At 73.1% G+C, this 22923-nt stretch carries 19 protein-coding genes; 6 read left to right on the forward strand and 13 right to left on the reverse strand.

Annotation, left to right across the window (positions count from 1 at the left end):
* Nucleotides 1-68: 68 nt before the first annotated feature.
* The 13 genes from PV364_RS07700 to pstC form a co-directional block, all read right to left on the reverse strand.
* The gene (locus PV364_RS07700; RefSeq protein WP_319658967.1) at nucleotides 69-782 is read right to left on the reverse strand and encodes a VC0807 family protein; all 714 of its coding nucleotides are present in this window, start codon (nucleotides 780-782) and stop codon (nucleotides 69-71) included.
* Nucleotides 783-894: 112 nt separating this feature from the next.
* Nucleotides 895-1278 carry a tetratricopeptide repeat protein gene (locus PV364_RS07705; protein WP_319658968.1) on the reverse strand — a complete coding sequence of 128 codons (384 nt, stop codon included), beginning with the start codon at nucleotides 1276-1278 and terminating at the stop codon, nucleotides 895-897.
* Nucleotides 1275-2264: a pirin family protein gene (locus PV364_RS07710; protein ID WP_319658969.1), complete on the reverse strand. Its 990-nt coding sequence runs from the start codon at nucleotides 2262-2264 to the stop codon at nucleotides 1275-1277. The genes PV364_RS07705 and PV364_RS07710 overlap by 4 nt, the downstream gene beginning before the upstream one ends.
* 144 nt (nucleotides 2265-2408) lie before the next feature.
* On the reverse strand, nucleotides 2409-2732 hold the full coding sequence (locus tag PV364_RS07715; RefSeq protein WP_319658970.1) for a GNAT family N-acetyltransferase: 324 nt from the start codon (nucleotides 2730-2732) through the stop codon (nucleotides 2409-2411).
* Nucleotides 2733-2748: 16 nt separating this feature from the next.
* Nucleotides 2749-3381, reverse strand: a complete 633-nt coding sequence (locus PV364_RS07720; RefSeq protein WP_319658971.1) for an FMN reductase — start codon at nucleotides 3379-3381, stop codon at nucleotides 2749-2751.
* Nucleotides 3378-4475: an LLM class flavin-dependent oxidoreductase gene (locus PV364_RS07725; RefSeq protein ID WP_319658972.1), complete on the reverse strand. Its 1098-nt coding sequence runs from the start codon at nucleotides 4473-4475 to the stop codon at nucleotides 3378-3380. Before PV364_RS07725 ends, PV364_RS07720 begins: the two co-directional genes overlap by 4 nt.
* 130 nt (nucleotides 4476-4605) lie before the next feature.
* Complete coding sequence (locus PV364_RS07730; protein ID WP_319659243.1) at nucleotides 4606-5328, reverse strand: phosphate ABC transporter ATP-binding protein; 723 nt, start codon at nucleotides 5326-5328, stop codon at nucleotides 4606-4608.
* A gap of 279 nt (nucleotides 5329-5607) precedes the next feature.
* Nucleotides 5608-6528: a sortase gene (locus PV364_RS07735; RefSeq protein ID WP_319658973.1), complete on the reverse strand. Its 921-nt coding sequence runs from the start codon at nucleotides 6526-6528 to the stop codon at nucleotides 5608-5610.
* Nucleotides 6529-6603: 75 nt separating this feature from the next.
* The gene (locus tag PV364_RS07740) at nucleotides 6604-8574 is read right to left on the reverse strand and encodes an Ig-like domain repeat protein (protein WP_319658974.1); all 1971 of its coding nucleotides are present in this window, start codon (nucleotides 8572-8574) and stop codon (nucleotides 6604-6606) included.
* 131 nt (nucleotides 8575-8705) lie between these two features.
* Complete coding sequence (locus PV364_RS07745; RefSeq protein ID WP_319658975.1) at nucleotides 8706-11327, reverse strand: hypothetical protein; 2622 nt, start codon at nucleotides 11325-11327, stop codon at nucleotides 8706-8708.
* Nucleotides 11324-13024 (reverse strand): phosphate ABC transporter substrate-binding protein PstS, encoded by a 1701-nt coding sequence (locus PV364_RS07750; RefSeq protein ID WP_319658976.1) that lies wholly within the window; start codon nucleotides 13022-13024, stop codon nucleotides 11324-11326. Before PV364_RS07750 ends, PV364_RS07745 begins: the two co-directional genes overlap by 4 nt.
* The gene (gene pstA, locus PV364_RS07755; RefSeq protein ID WP_319658977.1) at nucleotides 13024-14307 is read right to left on the reverse strand and encodes a phosphate ABC transporter permease PstA; all 1284 of its coding nucleotides are present in this window, start codon (nucleotides 14305-14307) and stop codon (nucleotides 13024-13026) included. Before pstA ends, PV364_RS07750 begins: the two co-directional genes overlap by 1 nt.
* Before the next feature lies 1 nt (nucleotide 14308).
* On the reverse strand, nucleotides 14309-15334 hold the full coding sequence (pstC, locus tag PV364_RS07760; protein WP_319658978.1) for a phosphate ABC transporter permease subunit PstC: 1026 nt from the start codon (nucleotides 15332-15334) through the stop codon (nucleotides 14309-14311).
* 349 nt (nucleotides 15335-15683) lie between these two features.
* Here pstC and PV364_RS07765 point away from each other — a divergent pair, with 349 nt between their 5' ends.
* The 6 genes from PV364_RS07765 to PV364_RS07790 are packed head-to-tail and all read left to right on the forward strand — an operon-like array spanning nucleotide 15684 to nucleotide 22675.
* Nucleotides 15684-16949 (forward strand): cytochrome P450, encoded by a 1266-nt coding sequence (locus tag PV364_RS07765; protein WP_319658979.1) that lies wholly within the window; start codon nucleotides 15684-15686, stop codon nucleotides 16947-16949.
* On the forward strand, nucleotides 16946-18187 hold the full coding sequence (locus PV364_RS07770; RefSeq protein WP_319658980.1) for an aminotransferase class I/II-fold pyridoxal phosphate-dependent enzyme: 1242 nt from the start codon (nucleotides 16946-16948) through the stop codon (nucleotides 18185-18187). Before PV364_RS07765 ends, PV364_RS07770 begins: the two co-directional genes overlap by 4 nt.
* On the forward strand, nucleotides 18184-19371 hold the full coding sequence (locus PV364_RS07775; protein ID WP_319658981.1) for a hypothetical protein: 1188 nt from the start codon (nucleotides 18184-18186) through the stop codon (nucleotides 19369-19371). The genes PV364_RS07770 and PV364_RS07775 overlap by 4 nt, the downstream gene beginning before the upstream one ends.
* The gene (locus PV364_RS07780; RefSeq protein WP_319658982.1) at nucleotides 19368-20276 is read left to right on the forward strand and encodes an NAD(P)-dependent oxidoreductase; all 909 of its coding nucleotides are present in this window, start codon (nucleotides 19368-19370) and stop codon (nucleotides 20274-20276) included. Before PV364_RS07775 ends, PV364_RS07780 begins: the two co-directional genes overlap by 4 nt.
* Before the next feature lie 40 nt (nucleotides 20277-20316).
* Nucleotides 20317-21552 (forward strand): condensation domain-containing protein, encoded by a 1236-nt coding sequence (locus tag PV364_RS07785; protein WP_319658983.1) that lies wholly within the window; start codon nucleotides 20317-20319, stop codon nucleotides 21550-21552.
* Between the two features lie 46 nt (nucleotides 21553-21598).
* Nucleotides 21599-22675: a glutamate--cysteine ligase gene (locus tag PV364_RS07790; RefSeq protein ID WP_319658984.1), complete on the forward strand. Its 1077-nt coding sequence runs from the start codon at nucleotides 21599-21601 to the stop codon at nucleotides 22673-22675.
* Nucleotides 22676-22923 lie beyond the last annotated feature (248 nt).

The raw sequence follows: 22923 nt of genomic DNA on the forward strand, positions 1-22923 counted from the left end.
CCGCGGCGCGCCCGGAGGCCCGCGAGGACGCCCGGACCGCCGAACACCCACGGGTCCGCGGGGCGCGGTCAGACCGCCCCGGACCCGGCCGGGGCAGCCGGCTCGCCTTCCGCCCCCGCCTTCGAGGCGTCCGCCGCCTGCCGCGCGCGCTCCTGTCCACGGGCCGCCGAGCGGCGGCCGTAGAGGATCGTCCAGGCCACGAGGACGCCGGTGACGGCGTACGAGAGCACCGAGTTGACCGTCACCATGGTGGCGGTGGACAGCCGGTACGACAGGCCGACGCGGGCCAGGGCCTCCAGGACGTAACTCACCCCCCAGACGACGGTCATGGTGCGCATCACGTGCCGGAAGCCCGCGTACTGCCAGAGGCCGTCGAAGCGCTCGGCGCCCTCCTTGGTGCCGTCGGTGCCGAATCTGCGGCCGAACCAGAACATCAGCGGCCGCGGCGCGAGCAGGCTGGCCAGGCAGACCACGCCGAACAGCCCCGTCACGGCCGAGTCCTTGACCAGAAGCAGCCGGGTCGAGTGCGGCCCGACGACGGTGACCAGCACGGTGATGGCCAGGAAGATCAGGGTCATGATCGCGAACTCGTCCACCTTGTGCCGCCAGGCCAGCGAGACGGCGGTCTCCAGCACCGGCCAGACGCCGGAGACCAGCAGGGCAGGGAACTCGTCCCAGCCGGCGCCGGTGAGCAGGTTGTAGGTCACGACAGGCAGGACGATGTTGCACAGGATGGTGAGCGCCCAGCCGAGCGCGGACGACACCCGTGAGTGTCCGGACATGGTTTCCCCCCGTTGCAGACCGATGTCCGGGGGAACATATGTGCCGCGCCACCGTCCGGGCCAGGGCTTTACCCGGCCTTGGGAACAGTGGCGCGGCGCTGCCGGGGTGGTGTCAGCCCTCCGGCGGCAGCTCGCCGGAGAAGGCCGCGGCCATCCGCAGCCAGGGGGTGGCCTCGTCGGCGCGCCCCTGCCGCTGGAGGGTACGGCCGAGCATCAGGTGCGCGTAGTGCTCGACGGGGTCGCGGTCGATCACCGCCCGCAACTGCTCCTCGGCGCGGCCGAGCTGGGCGGAGTGGTAGTAGGCGCGGGCCAGCAGCAGGCGCGGCGCGACCTGCTCCGGGACCTCGTCGACGACGTCCGTCAGCAGCCGGGCGGCCTCCGTGTACTCCTTGGCCTCGAAGAAGAGCCCGGCGCGCTCCCAGCGCTCCGCCGTGGTCTCCCCGGCGGCCTCGAAGGGCTCGGCGGCCTCGTACAACTCGGAACGGGTGGGGGTCACGTGAGCTCCTCTCCGGGTGCGGTGTGCGGCATGCGGCTCGCCTGCTCGAAGCCGAGCCGGCCCTTGTCGAAGTCCTCGATGGCCTGCAGGACCTCGGCCTTGGTGTTCATCACGAACGGCCCGAAGTGCGCGACCGGTTCGCGGATCGGGCGCCCGCCGAGGACGAGGACGTCCAGGTCGGGGGTGCGGCTGTCGGGTTGGGCGGTGGCCTCCAGCGTCAGGGTGTCGCCCGCCCCGAAGACCGCGAGCTGGTGCGCGTCCAGCGGGCGCCGCTCGGCGCCGGCCGTGCCGCGCCCCGACAGCGCGTACGCCAGGGCGTTGAAGTCCGGCCGCCAGGGCAGGACCAGCCGGGCGCCGGGGCTCAGGGTCGCGTGCACCAGGGTGATCGGGGTGAAGGTGCTCCCCGGCCCGCGGTGTCCGGCGACGTAGCCGGCGATGACGCGTACCAGCGCGCCGCCGTCCGGGGACGACAGCAGCGCGGCCTCGGGTCCGTCGATGCTCTGGTAGCGCGGCGGGTTCCACTTGTGGGCGCGCGGCAGGTTGACCCACAGCTGGACACCGTGGAACAGCCCGCCGGAGACGACCAGTTCCTCCGGCGGCGTCTCGATGTGGAGGATGCCGCTGCCTGCCGTCATCCACTGCGTGGCGCCGTCGGTGATGGTGCCCCCGCCGCCGTGCGAGTCCTGGTGCTCCATGCGGCCGTCGATCATGTAGGTGACGGTCTCGAAGCCGCGGTGCGGGTGCCAGGCGGTGCCCTTGGGCTCGCCCGGGGCGTACTCGACCTCGCCCATCTGGTCCATGTGGACGAACGGGTCGAGCAGTCGCGGGGAGACCTCGGCGAAGGCCCGGTGCACCGGGAAGCCCTCGCCCTCGTAACCGCGCGGGGCGGTGGTCACGGTGCGTACGGGGCGCTGCTCGGAGCCCACCGGGTCGGGCTCGGTGACGCGGGGCAGGAGCAGCGTGTTCTCCACGGTCACGGCGGGCATGGGACGCTCCTCGCTCGTAGGAACTCTTCCGGGGTCCGGGCCGGAGCCCCGTCGGGTGGTTTAACCTTCAACCACTCGGATTCATTCCGGCCCCTCCGCCCGCCGTCCGCCCGCCCGCCGTCCCGCCGGGCCGGGGGCCGGGACTCAGAAGCCGAAGCGCGCGCGCTGACCCTCGGGCACCAGCTCCACGTACTCCGGGTGCTTGCCGATCCAGCCCCGGATGAAGGGGCAGTAGGGCAGGACGTCCAGCTCCCGGTCGCGCGCCGTGTCCAGCGCGGCGCGGGCGAGGACCCCGCCCAGGCCCCGGCCGCCGAAGCGGGGGTCCACCTCGGTGTGGATGAACGCGATCTCCTTGCCGTACAGGTGGTACTCGGCGAAGCCGGCGCGCTCCTCCTGGCCCCCCTCGTCCACGGCGTCGAAGATCTCGAAGCGCGACATGTCCGGGTTCTCGGTGACGCGTGCTGCCATGGTGCGGCCCCTCTTCCTACTCGGGCCGCAGGGCGGCCAGTTGCTGCTCGAACGGGACGACCGTATCGGCCGGCGGCCGGGGCGCGGGCGGCCGCGCCACCAGCAGCCCGGCCAGCTCGCCCGCGGCGCGCGCGATGCGGGTCGGCAGGGTGTCGGTCAGCGGGTCGCCGCTGCCGCCCCAGTCCTCCGAGGCGGCGTAGACCGCGGTCGGCACGACCACCGCGCGCAGGTACGCGAAGAGCGGCCGCAGGGCGTGCTCCAGCGCCAGCGAGTGCCGGGCGGTGCCTCCGGTGGCGGCGATCAGCACGGGCTTGCCGGTGAGCGCGTCCGGGTCGATCACGTCGAAGAAGGACTTGAACAGCCCGCTGTACGACGCGCTGAACACCGGCGTGACGGCGATGAGCCCGTCGGCCTCCGTGACCGCGGCGACCGCCTCCGCCAGGGTGCGCCCGGCGAAGCCGGTGACCAGGTTGTTGGCGATGTCCACGGCCAGGTCACGCAGTTCGACCACCCGCACCTCGACCGGACGGCCGTCGTCGGCGGCGGACTGCCGCACGGCCTCGGCGAGCCGGTCGCCGAGCAGCCGTGTGGAGGACGGGACGCTCAACCCGGCCGAGACGACCACGAGCTTGACCGGTTCACGGTTCACCGCACGACCTCCGTCCGCTGCGCGTCGCGGCGGGCGACGAGCGACGCATGGTCCGGCGCGTCCGGCACACCGGCCGGGCGGCCCTTGGCGAACTCCTCGCGCAGCACCGGCACGACCTGCTCGCCGAGCATGTCGAGCTGCTCCAGGACCGTCTTCAGCGGCAGTCCCGCGTGGTCCATCAGGAACAGCTGGCGCTGGTAGTCGCCGGCGTACTCCCGGAAGGACAGCGTCTTCTCGATCACCTGCTGCGGCGAACCCACGGTCAGCGGGGTCTGCTCGGTGAACTCCTCCAGCGACGGCCCGTGGCCGTACACCGGGGCGTTGTCGAAGTACGGGCGGAACTCGCGCACGGCGTCCTGCGAGTTCTTGCGCATGAACACCTGCCCGCCGAGCCCGACGATCGCCTGCTCCGGCGTGCCGTGCCCGTAGTGCGCGAAGCGTGCGCGGTAGAGCTCGACCATCCGCTTGGTGTGGTCGGACGGCCAGAAGATGTTGTTGTGGAAGAAGCCGTCACCGTAGTACGCGGCCTGCTCGGCGATCTCCGGCGAGCGGATGGAGCCGTGCCAGACGAACGGCGGGACACCGTCCAGCGGCCGCGGCGTGGAGGTGAAGCCCTGCAACGGGGTGCGGAAGCGGCCCTCCCAGTCCACCACGTCCTCCCGCCACAGCTGGTGCAGCAGCGCGTAGTTCTCCACCGCGAGCGGGATGCCCTGCCGGATGTCCTGACCGAACCAGGGATAGACCGGACCGGTGTTGCCGCGTCCCATCATCACGTCGACGCGGCCGCCCGCAAGGTGCTGGAGCATCGCGAAGTCCTCGGCGATCTTCACCGGGTCGTTCGTGGTGATCAGCGTCGTGGAGGTGGACAGGATCAGCTTCTCGGTGCGGGCCGCGATCCAGCCCAGCATCGTCGTCGGCGAGGACGGCACGAAGGGCGGGTTGTGGTGCTCGCCGGTCGCGAAGACGTCCAGCCCCACTTCCTCGGCCTTGAGCGCGATCGCGGTCATCGCCTTGATCCGCTCGTGCTCGCTCGGCGTCCTGCCCGTCGTGGGGTCGGTGGTGACATCACCCACTGTGAAGATCCCGAACTGCACCGGCCTCGCCCTCCTTCATCGCCTGTAGCTTGTTGACTATTCAACCACCTCCTCGAACGAGAACACCCACCCCCCTATTCCGCCGGTACCGCGTGTACCGCGTGCGATGCCGCGGACACGGTGGGCCCGGTCAGCCGAAGCGGCCCGCCACGTAGTCGGCGGTGCGCTGGTCGGAGGGGTTGCCGAAGATCTCCTCGGTGGCACCGTGCTCGACGATCCGGCCGGGCGTGCCCTGCTCGGCGAGGAAGAACGCGCACTGCGCGGAGACACGGGCGGCCTGCTGCATGTTGTGCGTCACGATGACGACGGTCACCTCGCCGGCCAGCTCCATGATCGTCTCCTCGACCCGCCGGGTCGAGGTGGGGTCCAGGGCGGAGCACGGCTCGTCCATGAGCAGCACCCGCGGGCGGACCGCGAGCGAGCGGGCGATGCACAGCCGCTGCTGCTGGCCGCCGGACAGGGCGCCACCGGGCTTGCGCAGCCGGTCGCGGACCTCCTTCCACAGGCCGGCGCGGCTCAGGCACTCCTCGACCAGCTCGTCCTTCTCCCGGCGCGTGGCCCGGGTGCCGGTGAGCTTCAGCCCCGCCACGACGTTGTCGTAGATGGACATCGCCGGGAACGGGTTCGGCTTCTGGAAGACCATGCCGATCCGGCGGCGCGCGTCGGTGAGGCGGCGGCCGGGCGAATAGATGTCCTCGCCCTCGAACAGCACCTCGCCGGACAGGGCGGCGGACGGGATCATCTCGTGCATCCGGTTGAGCGTGCGCAGGAACGTCGACTTGCCGCAGCCGGACGGGCCGATGAGGGCGGTCACCTCGCCGGCCGGCATGGTCAGCGAGACCCGCTCCAGCACCTTGTGGTCGCCGAACCAAGCGGAGACGGCGCGCGCCTCGAGCTCGGCCGGGGACGGAGCGGCGCCCGCGGGTGCCGCGGACGCCGCCGCTGCCGCTGCCGCACCGGTCACGGCGGGCAGGACGGCGGTGTCGGCGGCACTGGCGGCGTCGGCGGGCGCGGCGGTCTTCACGAGCGCGACAGGCGCGTCGGAGACGTCGGAGACGTCGGAGGCCTCGGCGGCCTCGGCGGCGCGGACGGGCTCTGCGGACTCGGCGATGTCGGTCATGGTTGGTTTCCTCTACAGCAGGTTCGGGAGCAGCTGGGTGACCTGGCCGGCGACCTGGAGGCCGACGACGGCCACCACCGGCAGGAAGACGATCCAGGTCTGGTGGCGGCCCCAGCGGTGCCAGGCCCACACGGCGGCGATGGAGACGAGGGCGAGCGCCTGCAGCCACATCACGAGCGGCCACGGCACGCCCGTGCCGGCGGCCATCGGCTGCTCGGAGTCGGGCAGGGTGCCGGACTGGATGACGGCGGGCGGGCTCTCGACGGTGGCGGACACCTGCTCGGCGTCGACGCGCAGCACACCGGCCGGCAGATAGGACGCGCCGGTCGCGGTCACCAGCACGAGCCGGCCCTTGCCGGCGGCGAGGGTGGCGGGCGCCGGGTCGCCGGCGCGGCGTATGTCCGTGACGCGGTAGGAGACCTTGCCCTGTCCGGTGGTGACCGTGAGCGGATCGCCGGCCCGCAGCCGCGCCAGGTGCCCGAACGGGCCGCCGTACGCGGCCGCGCGACCCATCAGCACGCTCGTACCGGCCTGGCCGGGCATCGGGGTGTCCCGGCGGTGGCCGGGGCCGTCGGCCAGCACCCGGGAGTCGGTCCCCTCCAGCACGACCTCGCGCACGTGCAGCGACGGAATGTCGATGAGCGCGAGCGGGGTCCCCGGGGCGAGCAGCTTGCCGTCCTGGTCGGTCTGCGCGACCGGGGCGGTGCCCAGCGCCAGGTTCGCGCGCAGTGCGTCGAACGCCCCGTGCTGCGCGGCCCGGTACTCCAGGTGGCTCACGACCACCAGTTGCGCGGTCAGTCCCAGCAGCAGCGCGGCCAGGGTCAGCAGCGCGCCCCGGGCGAGGTGCTGCGTGGTGGGTATCCGTGCGAGGGACAGCGTTACGGTGGCGCCCCGTTCACGGATACGGGGCGGATTCGGTGCGACGACCGTCACGGCGGTCTGCCTCCTGCGGATGCGGTCGGGGGGCGCCGGGGAGGCCGCGCGGACGCGGCCTCCCCGGCGGGTGGATCAGGTGGACTTGATGGTGAAGTTCGCGCCGTTGCGGGCGTTCACCGTCGAGGAGCCCAGGTAGCGCACGTGCAGCGTGTGCTTGCCCTTCTTGAGCTTCGGCAGGGTGACGGTCGTCTTGCCGGCGCTCAGGGTGCGGGTCGCGATCACCTTGGAGCCGTCGAAGATCTGCACCTTGCCGCTCGGGACGGTGCCCGAGGCGGTGACCTTCACCGAGACCTTGGCCTGCTTGGTGTGGCTGACCGAGACCGGGTGGGAGGCGGACACCGCGGGAGTGGCCTTGGTGACCGTCAGCCGCACGGTGGCGGTGGAGGTGTTCAGGCCGCCGTTGCCGGAGTAGGAGACCGTCAGGGTGTGCGTGCCGACCGGGAGGTGGCTGGACAGCGCGACGGACGCCTTGCCGTGGCTGTCGAGGACGGCCGTACCGCGCGTGGAGCTGCCTTCCTTCACCGTGACCTTGCCGCTCGGCTTGACCGAGTTGCTGCCGGTGACGGTGACGGCGATCCGCGGCGTGCGGCCGTAGGCGGTCGTGGCGGCGGCGGCGACGGTCTTGCTGGCGTAGCGGACCGCGCCGGTCCAGTGGGCCGGCTTCTCGCTCGCACCCACGAGGTTGTTCGCGACGAGGGTGGCGGAGTAGGTGCCGGCGGTCAGGCCGGTCGCCGTGTACGAGGTGGTGGTCGCCGTCAGGTCCTTGTTGACCACGACCGAACCGTCGGCGCGGGTGATCAGCACGCGGTAGTCGGTCACCGGGATCTCGTCGGCCGCGGGGGCGGCCCAGCTGAGCTTCAGGCTGCCGCTGCCGAGGGTGGCCTTGACCGCGGGGGTATCCGGCAGCTGCTGCTGGGTGCCGTCCTCCAGGCCGCCCTGCTTGGCGTGCCTGGCCAGGCTGATCGAGCCGTTGTACGGCTCGTTCATGAAGCCGAAGTCGTCGATGACGTCCTCGGCCGTCTCCGAGGCCAGGGCCGCGGTGTGGCTGCCGTTGGTGACGAAGATGTCGTACAGCGCCTTGTCGAAGAAGACGCTGGTCGGGTCGATCGCCCGGGTCGGGACGACGTTGTAGACGTCGCGGCCGAAGGTCGCGTTGTCGTAGTAGCCGGCGACCGGGGCGAGCTTGCCGTTGACCTTCGTGACCGGCGAGGTGGGGCCCTCATCATTGGCGAACTGGATGTTGGCCAGGTAGGCGCCGCTGGCGCGCGCCGTGCCGCTGTGGTCGGGGGCGATGCCGTTGTTCTGGGCGATCCAGCTGGCGACCGAGAACGGCACCAGGGCGCCGTCCGCCTTGAGGGCGTCGTCCGCCTGGTTCTCTTGGACAACCGTCGCGACCTTCGACACGATCTCGTCGTTGAGGCCGAGCGCGGAGACGAAGAACTTCCGGGTACCGGAGCCGCCCTGTGGGATGAAGGGGTGGACGGCCTGGCCGTTCAGCTCCTTCAGCGTGCCGCTGTAGATGTCGTGCAGCTGGTCGACCGTCAGGTTCTGCAGTTCGGAGCCGCGGGCGGCGACGCCCACCGCGTCCCGCGCCATCGGAATGTAGGTGAGGGCGGTACCGCTGGCGCTGGGGCCGCCCGAGGAACGGGCGAAGCTCACCTGGCCCTTGATGGCGACACCGTCGCCGTTGGGGTACTTGCTGCCGGACAGCGACGCGCTCAGAGCGATGCGTCCGTTGCCCGAGCCGTTGGGCCGGTTGAACGCGACGCCCTTGTCCCGGGTGGTGATCGTGGCGGAGCCGACCGCGTCGTAGGACGCGATGCGGGCGCTGCCCGAGGACACGGCGGTGCCGGCGTAGCTCTTGCCGTTGACGGTGTCGCCCGCGAGCGCGTTGAGGACGTCCTGGGTGGTGTCGGAGCCGACGCCGACCAGCTGGCGGAAGGCACCGGCATCCGGGTCGGCCTGGGCCGGGCTCGCGAGAGCCAGGCCGCCGGCCACGACGGCGGCCACGAGGGCCACGGCCGTAAGGCGCGTAGAGCGCATGAAAGGTCTCCTGCTCATGAACGTGAAACCGGTCGTTGCCAGGAATCTGGCAGGGTGGTGCCAACCGTCCGCCCCGACTGCCTTTCGGGGCGGACGGCCGTTCGTGGGAGCGGCTCAGCCGCCCGCGCGGATCACAGACCCACGCGGCGGCGCAGCCGCCCGAATTTGTCCCGCAGGACCGCCTCCTCCGGCAGCAGCGTGAGCCCGCGGCCGCCGGGAAGCGGGACGCGCAGCGGAAGCCGGGGCTTGGCCCCACCCGCGAAGGGCGCGCCCACGGCGGCGACGGCGCCGAGCGCCGCTCCGGCCGGGACGGCCCAGCGCAAGGTGTTGGCCGGGTCGGCGGGGGTGGTGCCATTGGCGGTGACCTGGACCGCGTCGCCGCCGTCGAAGGACGGCTTGGCGCTCGGCGTGGTGCTCACGGAGGCCGATGCGGTCGGATCGCCGGGGGTGCCGCCGTACGAGGGCCCGGTATCGTCCACCGCGCCGCCCCCGCCGCCGTCGATGTCGTCACCCGAGGCGTCGTCGCCGGCCGCCGAGTGGGCGGGCTTGAAGGCGGCGAGCGCGTCAGCGACCTTGTCGGCCCGCGCGCGTAGGCCGGCGGGCAGCGGGGCGTAGCCGGGCGGGAGTTCGCCGGGACCGGTGCCGGTGTTCTGGCCCGCGCCGGCGGCGAACCGGAGCAGGTTGGCGTAGTCCTTGCGGGCACCGGCGTCCAGCGCGGCGGGACGCACGGCGGCGTGGACCAGCTGGGCCAGCGGGTAGGCGTCCTTGGCCGTGGCCGTGGCCGGGTCGATCTCGGGAACCGAGGCGTCGGAAGAACTCGTGGCGGCCGCGGCGAGGGCGTTGCCGGTCGGAGCGGCGAACGCGCCGGCGGCGTTCAGCAGCCGTGCCGTCTGCAGACCGTACCGGTCCGCCGAGGCGGCGTCGGTGATGGTCAGCACGAAGCGTGAGCCGACGGTCTGCGGGCCGGGGCTCTTGAAGGCTGGCGGGCTTGCGAGCGCGTCCCAGGTGGACTTCCACAGGGTGTCGGCGCGACGGGTGTGCAGGGCACCGGCGTGCATGTCGTCCACGTAGGGGTGGAAGTCGATCATGCATTGCTTCTGGTCGGTGTCGGCGCCCGGCGGGACCGTGCACCAGGGGTCGCTCTTCGGGTAGTCGTCGCGGTTCGGGTCGAAGACCCCCGCGGCGTTCACGTCGGCGTTGGTGCTGTAGTTCGGGTTGACCGTCATGCCCCACTCGTCGGGGATGCCGGCGAGGAAACGCCGGGCGTCCCTGTCGGCGTTGATCCACCTCCACACCGCGCGGGCGGAGTCGGAGTGGCCGATGGCGGTGATCAGGTCGGTGTCGGTGGCCGGGGTCTCGGCGACCGACAGCTGTGCGAACTCCGGGTTGTACGTGAGGAAATCGGGGTCGCTCACCAGACCGTCCGGGTTCTTCAGGGCCCACCCGTAGCCCTTGGCCGGGGTCGGGGAGGACGCCGGGCCCGTGACCGAGCCCCACGTGGAGTTGCGGTACGACTCAGTGAGCAGCTTGGCCACCAGGCGCGGGGTGAGGTCGAGGGACTCCACCTTCGTGCCGGTCAGTTTGCGCACCGAGTCCGGAGCGCCGGCCCTGGCGCGGCGTTCGATGGTGAAGCCGATGACCACTCCGGACAGCGCGACCGGCGCGTAGGAGGCGTCGTCGGTTGCGTTCAGTGGCCGGGTGGTGAAGACCAGGCCGCTGTCGCCGTCGTTCTCCAGGCGGGCGCGGGCGTCGGGCTCACCGAGCTCGGTGTAGCCGTAGACCGAACCACTCGCGCAGAGCGCGGTCTGCCAGCTGGTGATGGCGTCCGCGGCGAGTTCGCTGCCGCTGGTCGGGCGCTCCTTGGAGCCCAGCGCGCAGGTCGCGCCGACCTTGTTGAAGTCCAGCTTGACAGCGATGCGGTTCTTCCAGTTGGTGGAGGAGACCGGCGAGCCGGCGTTGACCTGGGTGTGGTCGGCGTAGGGCTTGCCGTCCAGGTCGAGGTGGCCCTGCGGGACGATGACCAGCCAGCAGGAGCGCGGGGCGGTGTGCCCGTCTCTCGTCACCGGCATGCCGCAGCCCAGGTGCGGGGCCTCGTAGGCGGTCTGGACCTCGAAGAACTCCTTGCCCGTGCCGTCGGCGCTGGTGCGGGCGAAGTCGATCTCGTTGGTGGTGTTGTAGTTGTACAGCCGGTTGTTCTGCAGGTTGCTGGTGATCAGCGTGCCGTCGACCGACTTGAAGGGCACCTCACCCGGGGCGTTGGGATTGGCCGCCCCGTACTGACTGTCCTGCCCGTAGTTGGTGGGGTCGGCGCTGTAGAAGACCTTGCGGCTGTCGTCGATGTCGTTGCCCGGCCAGGAGCCGCGGCCGGTGGTCGGCGAGGCGCCGTACTGGCACTGGGTGCGCGACGGGCCGGGGTTGCCGGGGACGGTGCCGTCGTCGTCGCCCCAGCACTGCATGATCTGCACGAAATCGGTGTTGAACTGCGTGCCGGCGAAGGCGGTCGGCGTACCGCCCTTCCAGGAGACCGTGACGGCCTGACTGGTGAGGTGCTTGGTCTGACTGACCGTGAACGTCATGTCCTTGAACTCGCCACGTCCCTGGACGCTGACGGAGGAGTTCCCGGGGTCCGCGGCGACGGCGGGCTGCGCGGCCTGCGCGACCAGGCCGCCCAGCAGGGCGCCGACGGCGGCGCCGGCGGCGAGGCGCGCGAGGAGCCGCCGCACGCGGCTCCCCCGGGTGATCGGGCGCTTCATCGGGATCTCCTTCGCAGCAGCTGGGAGACGGCGGCGGGGAGCAGCACCAGGCCGAGCAGGGTGACCACGGCCAGCAGCATCAGCGTCTGCGCGCCGCCCCAGCCGCTCTGGGCCGCGACGGTGACCGGCTGCGCCAGCGCGACCGTGCCGGTGGCGCCGCCGGAGGTGCCGGTGCCGCCCGCGCCACCGTTGTCCGCGGCGACGTTCTGGCCGGTGTCGGGGTCGACCGAGGGGGTGCCGCCGGTACCGCCGGACGCGCCGGTGCCGCCCGTGGAGCCGTCGGTGCCCGTACCGCCGGTGGCGCCACCCGTGGTGCCGCCGGTGGTGGCGCCGCCGGACGACCCCGAGCCGCCGGAGGTGCTGGAGCTGCCCGTGGCGCCACCGCTGCCGGTGGTGCAGGGCGGTGCGCCCTTCTTGTCACAGGCCTTCGGGAACGGCGCGGTCTCGGCGAGGCGGTTGTGGCCGTCCGCGCTGAAGGTCGGGTTGTTGCAGTTCTTGATGTTGATGGACTGCGTCTTGACGCCGGGGATGCGGCGGATCTGGTCGAAGCCGGCCTGCACCAGGTTGATCGGCAGCGGCGAGTAGCCGAGCTGGGGCGCCTGCTGCTGGCCCTGGCACATGAAGTAGTACGAGAAGGCGCCCAGCGTCTTGCCCTTGGCCTTGGTGAAGGTGCCCTGCTCCTTCAGCGGAAGGATCATGTACGAGTAGCTGGACAGCGGGTAGTTGCGCCGGTCGGTGTCGTTGTAGACACCCTCGAGCTGCTGGGTGAGGTAGTCCGCCGAGCTCTTGTCGGTGTTGATCCGCGCCTTCAGCAGCGACACCGCGACGTTCTGCGCCGTGGGCTCGGTGTAGTAGCCCGCGTGGTTGAGGACCTTGGCGACCGGGAAGTGCGCGTTGCGGGCGTACGAGTAGTTGACGTAGCCGATCGCGCCCTCGCCGTAGCCCTGGGCGACGTAGCCCGCCACCCCGAGGTCACCGGACTGGGCGATCATGCCGGGGAGGGTCGGGAAGTACGAGGTCTGGCCGCACGCGCCGGAGCGTCCGACCTTGCCGCAGTAGGCCTGCCAGAGCGACTGGTGCTGGTTGGCCATCCACATCGTGAACTGCGCGGTGGAACCGGAGCCGTCGGAGCGCACGACGGGGATGATCGAGCGGTGCGGCAGCTTGACGCCGGGGTTGTCCGCGGCGATCGCCTTGTCGTCCCAGTAGCTGATGGCGCGGGTGAAGATCTTGGTGACCACGTCGCCGGAGAGCCGCAGGTTGGTGACCCGCTTGCCGTTGATCGTGAGGTGGTACATGAACACGGTGCCGCCGGCCACGATCGGCATGTACGCGTACGTGCCCTTGGCCGGGTTCTCGGCGGCGGAGCCGTCGGTGGGCTTGGTCTGGAACGGGATGTCGGAGACCGCGAAGTCCACCTGGCCGTTCAGGAACTGACGCCGGCCGTCGGAGCTGCCCGTGCCGGAGTAACTGACCCGCATGCCGTACTGGTTGACGCCGCGGCGCCACTCGTCGACCGCGTTCTCGGCCCAGGTGGAGCCGGCACCGGAGATCGGGGTGTAGCCGGCGTCGGCGACTGCGGGCTGCGCGGCCGGCACGACCACGGCGGCCAGCACGCCGAACAGCGCGGCGAGCGCGCTCAGAGCGCGCCGTCTGGCCCGGACGGCCGTGTGCCGTCCGGTGAGGGGATTGCGCATCAGTCGTTGTCTCCAGAAACGGTGGCGGCGGCTTCGAGCAGAAGGGCGACGGGGTGAGGCTGGGCGAAGCGCTCGGCGTCGCCGCGGGAGGCCCGCTCCGCGCGGCGCGCCTGGCGCTTGGTCTGCTGACCCGGTCCGCGGCCGCCGAGCACACGGGCGATCGCGAAGAGCACCAGGACCAGGGCCATCAGCACGGCAGCCGCGCCGAAGCCTCGGGCGATCATGGTGGGTTCCGGGGACTTGACGAAGTTGAAGACGGCCAGCGGCAGGGAGATCATCGGGCCCTGCAGCGGGTCCGCGTTGAGCGCCGCGGTGAAGCCCGCGGTGAGCAGCACCGGAGAGGTCTCGCCGACGCCGCGGGCGGTGCCGAGGATGACCGCGGTGGCCAGGCCCGAGCGCGCGGTGGGCAGCACGACGTGCCACACGGTCCGCCAGCGCGGCGCGCCCAGCGCCTCGGAGGCCTCGGTCAGCGTGCCGGGGACCAGCCGCAGCACCACGTCGGAGGCGCGGATCACGATCGGCAGCATCATCACGCTGATGGCGAAGGCCGCCGCCAGGCCCGACTTCTGCATGCCGAGGCCCAGGATCCAGGTCGCGTAGACCATCAGGCCGGCCACGATCGACGGGAGCGCCGTCATGGCCTCGACGATGGTGCGCACGAAACGGGAGAAACGGCCGGGGACCTGGTTGAGGTAGACCGCGCAGGCCAGGCCGAGCGGCACGGTGACGGCCAGCGCGATGGCGATCATGATGAGGGTGCCGAGCATGGCGTGCGCGATGCCGCCCGCGCTCAGCGGGTCCAGGGGCCCGGCGGCCTGCATGTCCTGGGTGAAGAAGTTGCCGTGCGGCAGGGCCGAGCGGCCGCGCCACAGCGTGAAGCCGACGACGAGGACGAGCGCGGAGAACAGTACGGTGGCGGCCGACCACAGCACGACCGTCATCACCCGGTCGCGGACGGCGGGACCGTCGTCCTCCAGGCCGGTCAGGATGGCGTAGGAGGCCAGGAAGGCCAGGTACGCGGTCACGGTGAAGCCCAGCGCGCCGGACAGCGGCGCGAGTTCGCCGAACAGCAGCACCGCCAGGCACAGGCCGGACGCGGCGGCACCGGTGAGGGCCAGCACCGCGTTGCGGTCCGCGCCGCCGATCCGGCGCGGCCGGTCGGGGGGTTCGGCTGCGCCGGGCGCGGCCGGGGCGCCGGCGGCCGCGGCGGTCGTGGGCGCTGTGGGCGTCGTGGCCGCGGCGTCCTGCACGGCGGCCGCGGGGGTCTCTTCGACGACGGTCATGTCATGCCTCGCTCTGCGAGCCGGAACGGGAACGGGCCACAACGGAGGAGGCGGTGAAGTTGACCACCAGCGTGAGCAGGAACAGCGCGAGGCCGGCCGCCATCAGCGCCGACATGCCGAAGTCGGAGGCGTCTCCGTAGTGGAGCGCGATCAGCGACGAGACCGAGTTGGCACCGGTCTGGAGGATGTGTGGCTGAATGGTGAAGACCGGCGAGATGATCAGGTAGACGGCGATGGTCTCGCCGAGCGCCCGGCCGAGGCCGAGCATGGTGCCGCCGATGATGCCGCCGCGCCCGTACGGCAGCACGACGGTACGGATCACGCCCCAGCGCGTGGCGCCGAGTGCGTACGCGCCTTCGCGTTCACCCGCGGGGGCCTGGGCGAAGACCTCGCGCATCACGGAGCACTGGATCGGCGCCACCATCAGCGCGACCACGAGCCCGGCGACGAAGGACGAGGCGGTGTAGACGCTGCTGGAGGCCAGCGGCTCGCCCGGCTGCGTGCCGTCCACGTGCAGGAAGGGGATCCAGCCGAACCAGTCGGACAACCAGCGGGACACGCCGATGACGTGGCCCTGCAGGAAGAACAGGCCCCACAGGCCGTAGACCACGGACGGGACGGCGGCCATCAGGTCGACCATCGCGATCAGCGTGCGGCGCAGCCGGCGCGGTGCCACGTCGGAGATGAACAGCGCGGTGCCGAGGGCCAGCGGAAGCGAGAAGACCACGGCCACGGCGGCGATCAGCAGCGTTCCGGTGAGGACCGCCGCGATGCCGAAGTTGTGGACGTCGGGCTGCCAGGCCGACGTGGTGAGGAACGACAGGCCGGTGGCCTTGAGCGCCGACCCGGCCCGCAGGAGCAGGAAGACGCCGACCGCGGCCATGATCGCGAGGACGGTCGTGCCGGCTGCCGTCAGCTGCCAGCGGAAGACGCGGTCGCCGGTCCCGCGGGCCGAGTCCTTCGGGCGCGGTGGTGCGCTCTCCGGCTCCGGTCTGACCGGCTCCACTCCCGCCGATGCGGTGGACATTGCTGCGCCCCTCCCTCGATTACGCCATTTACGGGCGTAGTTCCCGGCAGATTCAATGGGGGGCGCGTGTCGTGAGAGCCGTTCACAAGTGATGAAAATGTGAACAGTGAGTGTGCTACGGACGTGGAGGGCGTGGAAGTACCGCAGAGACCGAGGAAGGTGAACGGGCGACCGTAGCGGACCGACCTGCGCAAGCGCCAATTACGTTCACGAGTGGGTGAAATGTGCCGTCCAGGCTGGCTCCGGACGCATTCGCCGGAGCACTCTGCTGGGCACGTGCCAATCGCCCCGCCTTCCGGAGTGCCCTGCCCGGCGCGCCCGCCCCCGATGCCGGAGTCCGTATCCCCTCGTGATCCATCTGACCTCGCCCCCGCTCTCCCCCGCCCTCGACGCGCGCTCCGCGGCGGGCCTCGTACGGCGGTGGCGCAAGGCGGTGGAACCGGACGAACTCGCCCGCGTCTACGACGCGTTGGCCAAGGCCGGTCCGCTCGTGCCGACCCCCTGGGGCGCTCTTCTGGTCACCGGCCACGAGGACTGCCGACAGGTGCTCGCCGACCGGGTCTGGCGCACTCTCGGCGCCCGCTGGCGTGACGCCCACCGCCCGGGATGGCGGAGCAGCCCGAGCACGGTGGGGCTGTGCGAGACCCCGCTGCAGCAGGACCCGCCCGAACACACCGCGCGCCGCCGCCCGTTGAACTCCGCGCTGGCCCCGCGCGCGATGCGCGAGGCGGCGGAGAACCTCGTGGAGCCGCTCGTCGCCGCGTACGTCGACCGGTTCGCCGCCGCCGTGCGGCGCGGCGGCAGCGCCGACGTGGTCGCCGAGGTGTGCCGTCCGCTGCCCACCGCCGTGCTGGCGGGGCTGACCGGGCTGCCGCCCGAGGTCGACCGGGCCTGGCTGGCGGCCGAGAGCGCCGCGATGGTGCGCGTGGAGGAACTGGCCGCGCCACCCAGCGTGGTGCGGCGCGCGGACGCCGCCGCCGTGGCGCTGCTGGACCGCTACGACCGGGTGCTGGCCGAACGCCTCCGGCGCCCCGCCGGCGACCTGCTGTCGCGGTGGGCGGCCGAGGACCCGCACGGGGCCCGCTATCTGCTGCTCACGCTGTTCTCCGCGGGGGTGCCGACCACGGCGGCCCTGCTGGCCGCCGTGGCCCTGGCGCTGACCACCCGGCCGCTGCTTGCCGAAAGGATCCGTCAGGACCCCGGATTCGCCGAGCGGCTCACCGACGAGGTACTGCGCTGGGACCCGCCCGGACGCGTCGTGACCCGGGTCGCCGCGGCCGGCACCGAGCTCGCGGGCCGCATCCTGCCGGCCGGACAGGTCGTCCACGCCCTCATCGGCGCCGCCCACCGCGATCCGCTCCTCTTCCCCGACCCGCACGCCTTCGACCCCGACCGGCCCCCGCAGCGGCTGCTCGCCTTCGGCACCGGCCTGCACTACTGCCTCGGGTCCCACCTGGCCCGTACTCAGGCGGTGGCCTTCGCGCGGGGCTTCGCCCGCGCGCTGCCCGGGGCGCGCACCGCGGCGCCGCCGGAGCGCCATGCCGGCCCCAGCATGGCCGACATCGCCCGTCTTCCCATCCACTCGCCCCTCAGTCAAGGGAGTCCGAGCCAGTGACCGACATCCAGGACGCCACCGACGTGTTCGACAAGGACCTGTCCTCGTCGACGTTCGTCCGGGCCATGGAGACGACCGGCATCCGGCCCTTCTACCGGCCGATGCACGCCTCGGCCGACGGCGAGGCCCTGGTCGAGGGCCGCCCGGTGGTGATGGCCGGCTGCAACGACTACCTGGGCCTGTCCACCGACCCGCGGGTCACCGCGGCCGCCGCACGGGCGCTGACCCGCTACGGCGCCTCCTGCTCCGGGGCCCGCACCCTCAACGGCACCCTGCCGCTGCACGGCGAACTCGAGCGCCGCGTCGCCGACTTCCTCGGCACCGAGGCGGCCGCCGTGGTCACCACCGGCTTCCAGGCCAACCTCGCCATCGCCGCCCTCCTGGGCAAGGGCGACATCGTCTTCAGCGACATGGCCAACCACGCCTCGCTCGTCGACGGCATCCGGCTGGGCGCCGCCCGCCGCGCCCTGTACCCGCACTCCGACACCGGCCACCTGGACACCCTGCTGGAGCAGGCGACGGCCGCCGACCCGGCCGCCGGCAAGGTCATCGTCACGGACGGCATGTTCTCCATGGACGGCGACCTGTGCCGGCTGCCCGACCTCACCGCGCTCGCCACCCGGCACGGCGCGCGCCTGATCGTCGACGGCGCGCACGACATCGGGCTGCTCGGCGCGGGCGGCCGCGGGGTGGCCGAGCACTTCGGGCTGCTGGACCGGGTGGACCTGTTCACCGGAACGCTGTCCAAGTGCTTCGGCTCCACCGGCGGCTTCCTCGCCGGACCCGCCCGGGTCATCGACTACCTGCGCTACACCGCCCGTTCCGTGCTCTTCTCCGCCTCCATGCCGCCGGCCGCGCTGGCGGCCGGACTGGCCGCGCTCGACATCGCCGAGACCGAACCGTGGCGGCGCATGCGCGTCCTGTCGCTCGCCGACCGGCTCCGCGCGGGACTCCGCGACCTCGGCTACGACACCGGGAACTCCGTCACCCCCGTCGTGCCCGTCCTGATCGGCGACGCCGCCGACTGCGCCCGGATGTGGCAGGCCCTGCTCGACGAGGGCGTGTTCACCAACGCCGTCGGCGCGCCCGCCGTGCCCGAGGGGCGCTGCGTCATCAGGGTGACCGTGCAGGCCACGCACTCCGACGGTCACCTCGGCCGCATCCTCGGCGCCTTCGAGGCGGCCGGCCGCCGCGTCGGCCTGCTGCCCGCGCTCCCCCGCCAGGCGGCCACCCGATGAGCGCCGCCGGCTCCGCCGCCGCCACGCGCACCGCCCCCGGCGCTCGCGTCACGGTCTCCCCCGTCGAGGGCCGGGCCGACACCAACGCCTTCATCCGCCTGCCGTACGCGCTCTACCGCGACGACCCGCACTGGGTCGCGCCCCTGGAGCGGGAGATGCGCGCCTTCCTCGACCCGCGCCGCAACCCCACCTTCGACACCGCCGAGATCCGGCTGCTGCTGGCCCGGCGCGGCAAGGCCGTCGTCGGCAGGATCGCGGTCATCTCCGAACCGCGCTACCAGGAACGGCACGACTTCACCTGCGGCCACTTCGGCCTCTTCGAGTGCGCGGACGACACCGAGGCCGCCGCGGCGCTGTTCGACGCCGCTGCCGGCTGGCTGGCCGAGCGGGGGCTGACCCGGATGCTCGGCCCGCTCAGCTTCTCCGTCAACGACGAGTGCGGGCTGCTCGTGGACGGCTTCGACGGACCGCCCAGCGTGGGCATCCCGTACAACCCGCCGTACTACCCGCGGCTGCTGACCGAGTGCGGCTTCGGCAAGGCCAAGGACCTGCTGTCCTGGCTGGTGCCGATGCCGCCCGACGGCGAGCCGCCGGCCGGCATCCGCAGGGTCGCCGAGCGCACCCTGTCCGACCCGTCGGTCACGGTGCGGCCGCTGGACCCGGCCCGCTGGGACGACGAGATGGCCGCCATCAAGGACATCTACAACGACGCCTGGGCCGAGAACTACGCCTCCGTCCCTTTGACGGACCAGGAGTTCCGGCACATGGCGGCCCAGCTGAAGGCCGTGCTCAAGCCCGAACTGGTGCGGATCGCCGAGGTCGACGGCGAGCCCGCCGCCTTCACCCTGTGGCTGCCCGACGTCAACCAGGCGCTGCGCCCCGCACGCGGCCGGCTCACCACCTGGGGGCTGCCGGTGGGGCTGCTGCGCGTCACCCGCGGCATGGGCCGCATCACCCGGGTGCGGGGCGGCACTTCGGGCGTGCGCAAGGAGCACCGCAGCCGCGGACTGGTCGCGGTGCTGCTCGCGGACGCGCAGCGCGCCGCGCACCGGCTCGGCTACACCGAGACCGACCTGTCCTGGATCCTGGAGGACAACCGCGGCTCCAACCGGCACGCCCAGGCCATGGGCGGCGTCCACTTCCGCACCCACCGGCTGTACGTGCGCGACGGCGGCCCCCGATGAGGTACCTGGTCACCGGCGCGACCGGTTTCGTCGGCGGTCACCTCGTCCGCCATCTCGCCGAACGCGGCGACCAGATCACCGCCCTGGTGCGCGACGGCCGCCGGGTGCCCGGGGCCCGGCTCGCCCCCGGCGACCTGCGCACCGGCGAGGGACTCGACGACGCGCTGCGCGACGTCGACCGGGTCATCCACCTCGCGGGGATCACCAAGTCGGCCGACCCGCGCGCGTACACCGCCGTCAACACCGACGGCACGCGGCGGCTGCGCGACGCCGTCGCCGGACTCCCCGTGCCGCCGCGGCTGGTCTACTGCTCCTCCCTGGCCGCCTCGGGTCCGGGACGCAGGCGCCGCGCGGAGGAACCACCCGTGCCCGTCTCCCTGTACGGGCGCAGCAAGCTCGGCGGCGAACTGGCGCTCCGCGAGTCGGCCGGGCAGGTGCCCGCCGTCACCGTCCGGCCGCCCATCGTCTACGGCCCGGGCGACCGGGAGTTCCTGCCCCGGCTGGTGGGCGCGGTGCGCACCGGACTGCTCCCGGCCGTCGGACGGCCGGGGCCGCGGCACTACTGCCTCATCCATGTCGACGACCTGTGCCGCGCGCTCATCGCCGCGGCCGACCCGGCGACAGCCCCCGGCACACACCACGTCTGCGACGGCACCGAGCACCGCTGGGACGACATCGGCGCCGCCGTCGCCGCCGTCCTGCGCCGCCGCGCCCCCCGCGTCGTCCACATCCCCGCCCCGCTGGCCGCGGCGGCCGCGCGCCTGGCCGGCCGCTCCTCCATGCTCAACCCCGACAAGGTGGCCGAGGCCCGCCATCCCGCCTGGACCTGCGCCCCCAGCGACACCCTGCCCTTCGGTCCCGCCACCCCGCTCGCCGAGGGCCTGCGCGCCTCCCTCACGGGCTGACCGGACCCGGCATGCACACCCCGAGGAAGGTGAGACCGTCATGCGCCGTCGACTGTCGCCGTACGAACGCGTGATCTGGGCGGCGGGCGAACGCCTCCCCGTCAACATCGCCGCCGTGGCCCGGGTGACGGGCCGGACGACCGCCGGGCAGGTGCGGGAGGCCGTCGCCTTCGCGCGGGAGCGGCATCCGCTGCTCGGGGTGCGGGTGGCGGACCCCGGGTGGTGGCAGGCACGGCTGACGACGGCGGGCGCCGAGGACCCGCCGGTGCGCGTGGTGCGGGCCACGGACGCCGGGGGAGCCGCCGGGCAGGACGTCTGGCCCCGCGTCGTGGAGGAGGAGCTCCAGCGTCCGTTCGACACGGCCACGGGCCCACTGGCGCGCTTCGTGCTGGTGGACGCGGGCGAGGCCTTCGACCTCGTCGCCGTCTTCCACCACCTCGTCGCGGACGCGGTGTCGGCGGGCGTGGTGGTACGGGACCTCCTGACGCACCTGGCCGCCGCCCCGGTCGCCGGCACCGGCCCCGTACTGGCCCCGCCCGCCGACCGCCTCGTCCCCGGCCCGCGGGCCAACCCCGCCGACCTGCTGAGGACCGCCCGTGCGCTGGGCGGCCCGGTGAAGGTGCCGCGTCCGCGCGGCGGGCCGCTGGCGTTCCACCCGTGGACGCTGGACCGGGAGGAGACCGCGCTGCTGCTCAAGCGGTGCCGGGCCGAGGGGACGACCTTGCAGTCCGCGCTGTGCGCGGCCTTCGCCCGGGCGGCGACGCCGGGGCGCGCCGCGCGCATCGCGGTGGCGGCGGACCTGCGCCGGGTCCTGGATCCGCCGCCGGGCGAGGCGGTCGGCCTGTACGCGGCCAGCTTCGTGATCTCCGCGGACGGCGGGGACGACCTGTGGACGGCGGCCAGGGACGCACGGACCGACATCCACGCCCGGCTGACCCCGGACGCGCTGCGGCCCCTGGTCCGCGTCTTCCGGCTGACCTCCGCCGTCCCGCACCGCGCGATCGGCGCGCTGCTGCGCCGCGGCGAGGAGCGCGGGCCCCGCTTCGACGTCTCCGTCAGCAACGCCCGGATGCCCATCCCGGAGGAGTACGGGCCGCTGCGGCTGTACGCGGTGCACGGCGCGGCGCACACCAGCCTGTCCGGCGCCCCGCTGGTCATCGTCATCGGCTTCGGCGGCCGGCTGTTCTGCAGCGTGACCTCCACCGACGGGGACGCCTCCGCGGACCTGTGCCGGCGCGCCATGGAGCACCTGACGGACGGCGGAACCGGGATCTGAACCGGCCGCCACGGGTACCGCCGCCCTCAGCGGGTATCGAACAGTCGTGGCACGCACCGTCGGGGTCGAGGAAGAACTCCTTTTGGTGGACGCGCGGACCGCAGAGCCGCGGGCCGTCGCAGACGCCGTGCTGGACGGCAGCCAGTGGGCCCGGGAACTGGTGGCGGAGCTCCAGCAGGAGCAGCTCGAACTCAACACGTCACCGTGCGTCACGCTCGACCAGCTGCGCGGGGAACTGCGCACCTGGCGCCGCCGGGCGGCGCGGCTCGCCGCCTCCCAGGGCGTGGACATCGCTGCCCTCGGCACCTCGCCGACGCCCGTCTCCCCGAGCCTGACGCCGCAGGGCCGCTACCGCAGGATGGTGCAGAACTTCGGCCTCACCGTGCAGGAGACGCTGACCTGCGGCTGCCACGTCCATGTGGGCGTCGCCTCCGACGAGGAGGGCGTCGCGGTCATCGACCGCATCCGGCCCTGGCTGCCGCCCCTGCTGGCCCTCAGCTCGAACTCCCCGCTGTGGCAGGGCACCGACACCGGCTACGCCAGTTACCGCTACCAGGTCTTCGGCCGCTGGCCGACCGCCGGGCCGACCGCGGGCTTCGGGTCCGCCGCGGACTACCACCGGGCGGTCTCGCGGCTGCTGGGCACGGGCATCCTGCAGGACCAGGGCATGGTCTACTTCGACGTCCGGCTGTCGGCGAAGTTCCCGACGGTGGAGGTGCGGATCTGCGACGTGTGCGCGGACTACCAGGACTCCGTGGTGCTGGCCGCACTGGTGCGGGGCCTGGTGGAGACCGCGGCCCGCGACTGGGCGGACGGCCGCCCGGCCCCCGGCCCGGGCCTCGACGTGCTCCGGCTGGCGTCCTGGCGGGCCAGCCGCTCCGGGCTCGACGGCGCCCTCCTGCACCCGGACACGCACCGCCCGGCGGGGGCGCACGACGTGGTCGAGGCGCTGGTCTCCCACGTCGAGGGCGCGCTGAAGGACTCCGGTGACCTGTACGCGGTCCGCGCCGGCGTCGACCGCCTCACGTCCCAGGGCACCGGCGCCCACCGGCAGCGCGAGGCCTACGCACGGGGCGGCCCGGTCGCGGTCGTCCGCGAAGCGGTCGCCCGTACCCGGGCGTGACCGGGCCACCCGAACGTCCGCGACGCACCCGGCGGGCCCCCACCAGGCACCCGGACGCGCCGCTTTCCGGCGGCCCGGCCAGAGGCCATCGACAACCAGCGGCACACGCGCGAACCGTCCAACGGCGCACCGGCGCCGCACACCCGGCGGCGTGCGACAGCACCGAGACCTCCGCGCCCGCCGACACAATCGCCTCACCGTGGCACTGGCCGGCTACGCGACGCGGCACGCGTCCGCGCCCAGCGGCA

Source organism: Streptomyces sp. MI02-7b (assembly GCF_033793585.1).
Taxonomy (GTDB): domain Bacteria; phylum Actinomycetota; class Actinomycetes; order Streptomycetales; family Streptomycetaceae; genus Actinacidiphila.

What these genes read in the sequence shown, in the direction of transcription:
- PV364_RS07700 (WP_319658967.1), bottom strand. Translation starts at nt 782, where the DNA reads ATGTCCGGACACTCACGGGTGTCGTCCGCGCTCGGCTGGGCGCTCACC.
- PV364_RS07710 (WP_319658969.1), bottom strand. Translation starts at nt 2,264, where the DNA reads ATGCCCGCCGTGACCGTGGAGAACACGCTGCTCCTGCCCCGCGTCACC.
- PV364_RS07715 (WP_319658970.1), bottom strand. Translation starts at nt 2,732, where the DNA reads ATGGCAGCACGCGTCACCGAGAACCCGGACATGTCGCGCTTCGAGATC.
- PV364_RS07740 (WP_319658974.1), bottom strand. Translation starts at nt 8,574, where the DNA reads ATGCGCTCTACGCGCCTTACGGCCGTGGCCCTCGTGGCCGCCGTCGTG.
- PV364_RS07745 (WP_319658975.1), bottom strand. Translation starts at nt 11,327, where the DNA reads ATGAAGCGCCCGATCACCCGGGGGAGCCGCGTGCGGCGGCTCCTCGCG.
- PV364_RS07750 (WP_319658976.1), bottom strand. Translation starts at nt 13,024, where the DNA reads ATGCGCAATCCCCTCACCGGACGGCACACGGCCGTCCGGGCCAGACGG.
- pstA (WP_319658977.1), bottom strand. Translation starts at nt 14,307, where the DNA reads ATGACCGTCGTCGAAGAGACCCCCGCGGCCGCCGTGCAGGACGCCGCG.
- pstC (WP_319658978.1), bottom strand. Translation starts at nt 15,334, where the DNA reads ATGTCCACCGCATCGGCGGGAGTGGAGCCGGTCAGACCGGAGCCGGAG.
- PV364_RS07775 (WP_319658981.1), top strand. Translation starts at nt 18,184, where the DNA reads ATGAGCGCCGCCGGCTCCGCCGCCGCCACGCGCACCGCCCCCGGCGCT.
- PV364_RS07780 (WP_319658982.1), top strand. Translation starts at nt 19,368, where the DNA reads ATGAGGTACCTGGTCACCGGCGCGACCGGTTTCGTCGGCGGTCACCTC.
- PV364_RS07785 (WP_319658983.1), top strand. Translation starts at nt 20,317, where the DNA reads ATGCGCCGTCGACTGTCGCCGTACGAACGCGTGATCTGGGCGGCGGGC.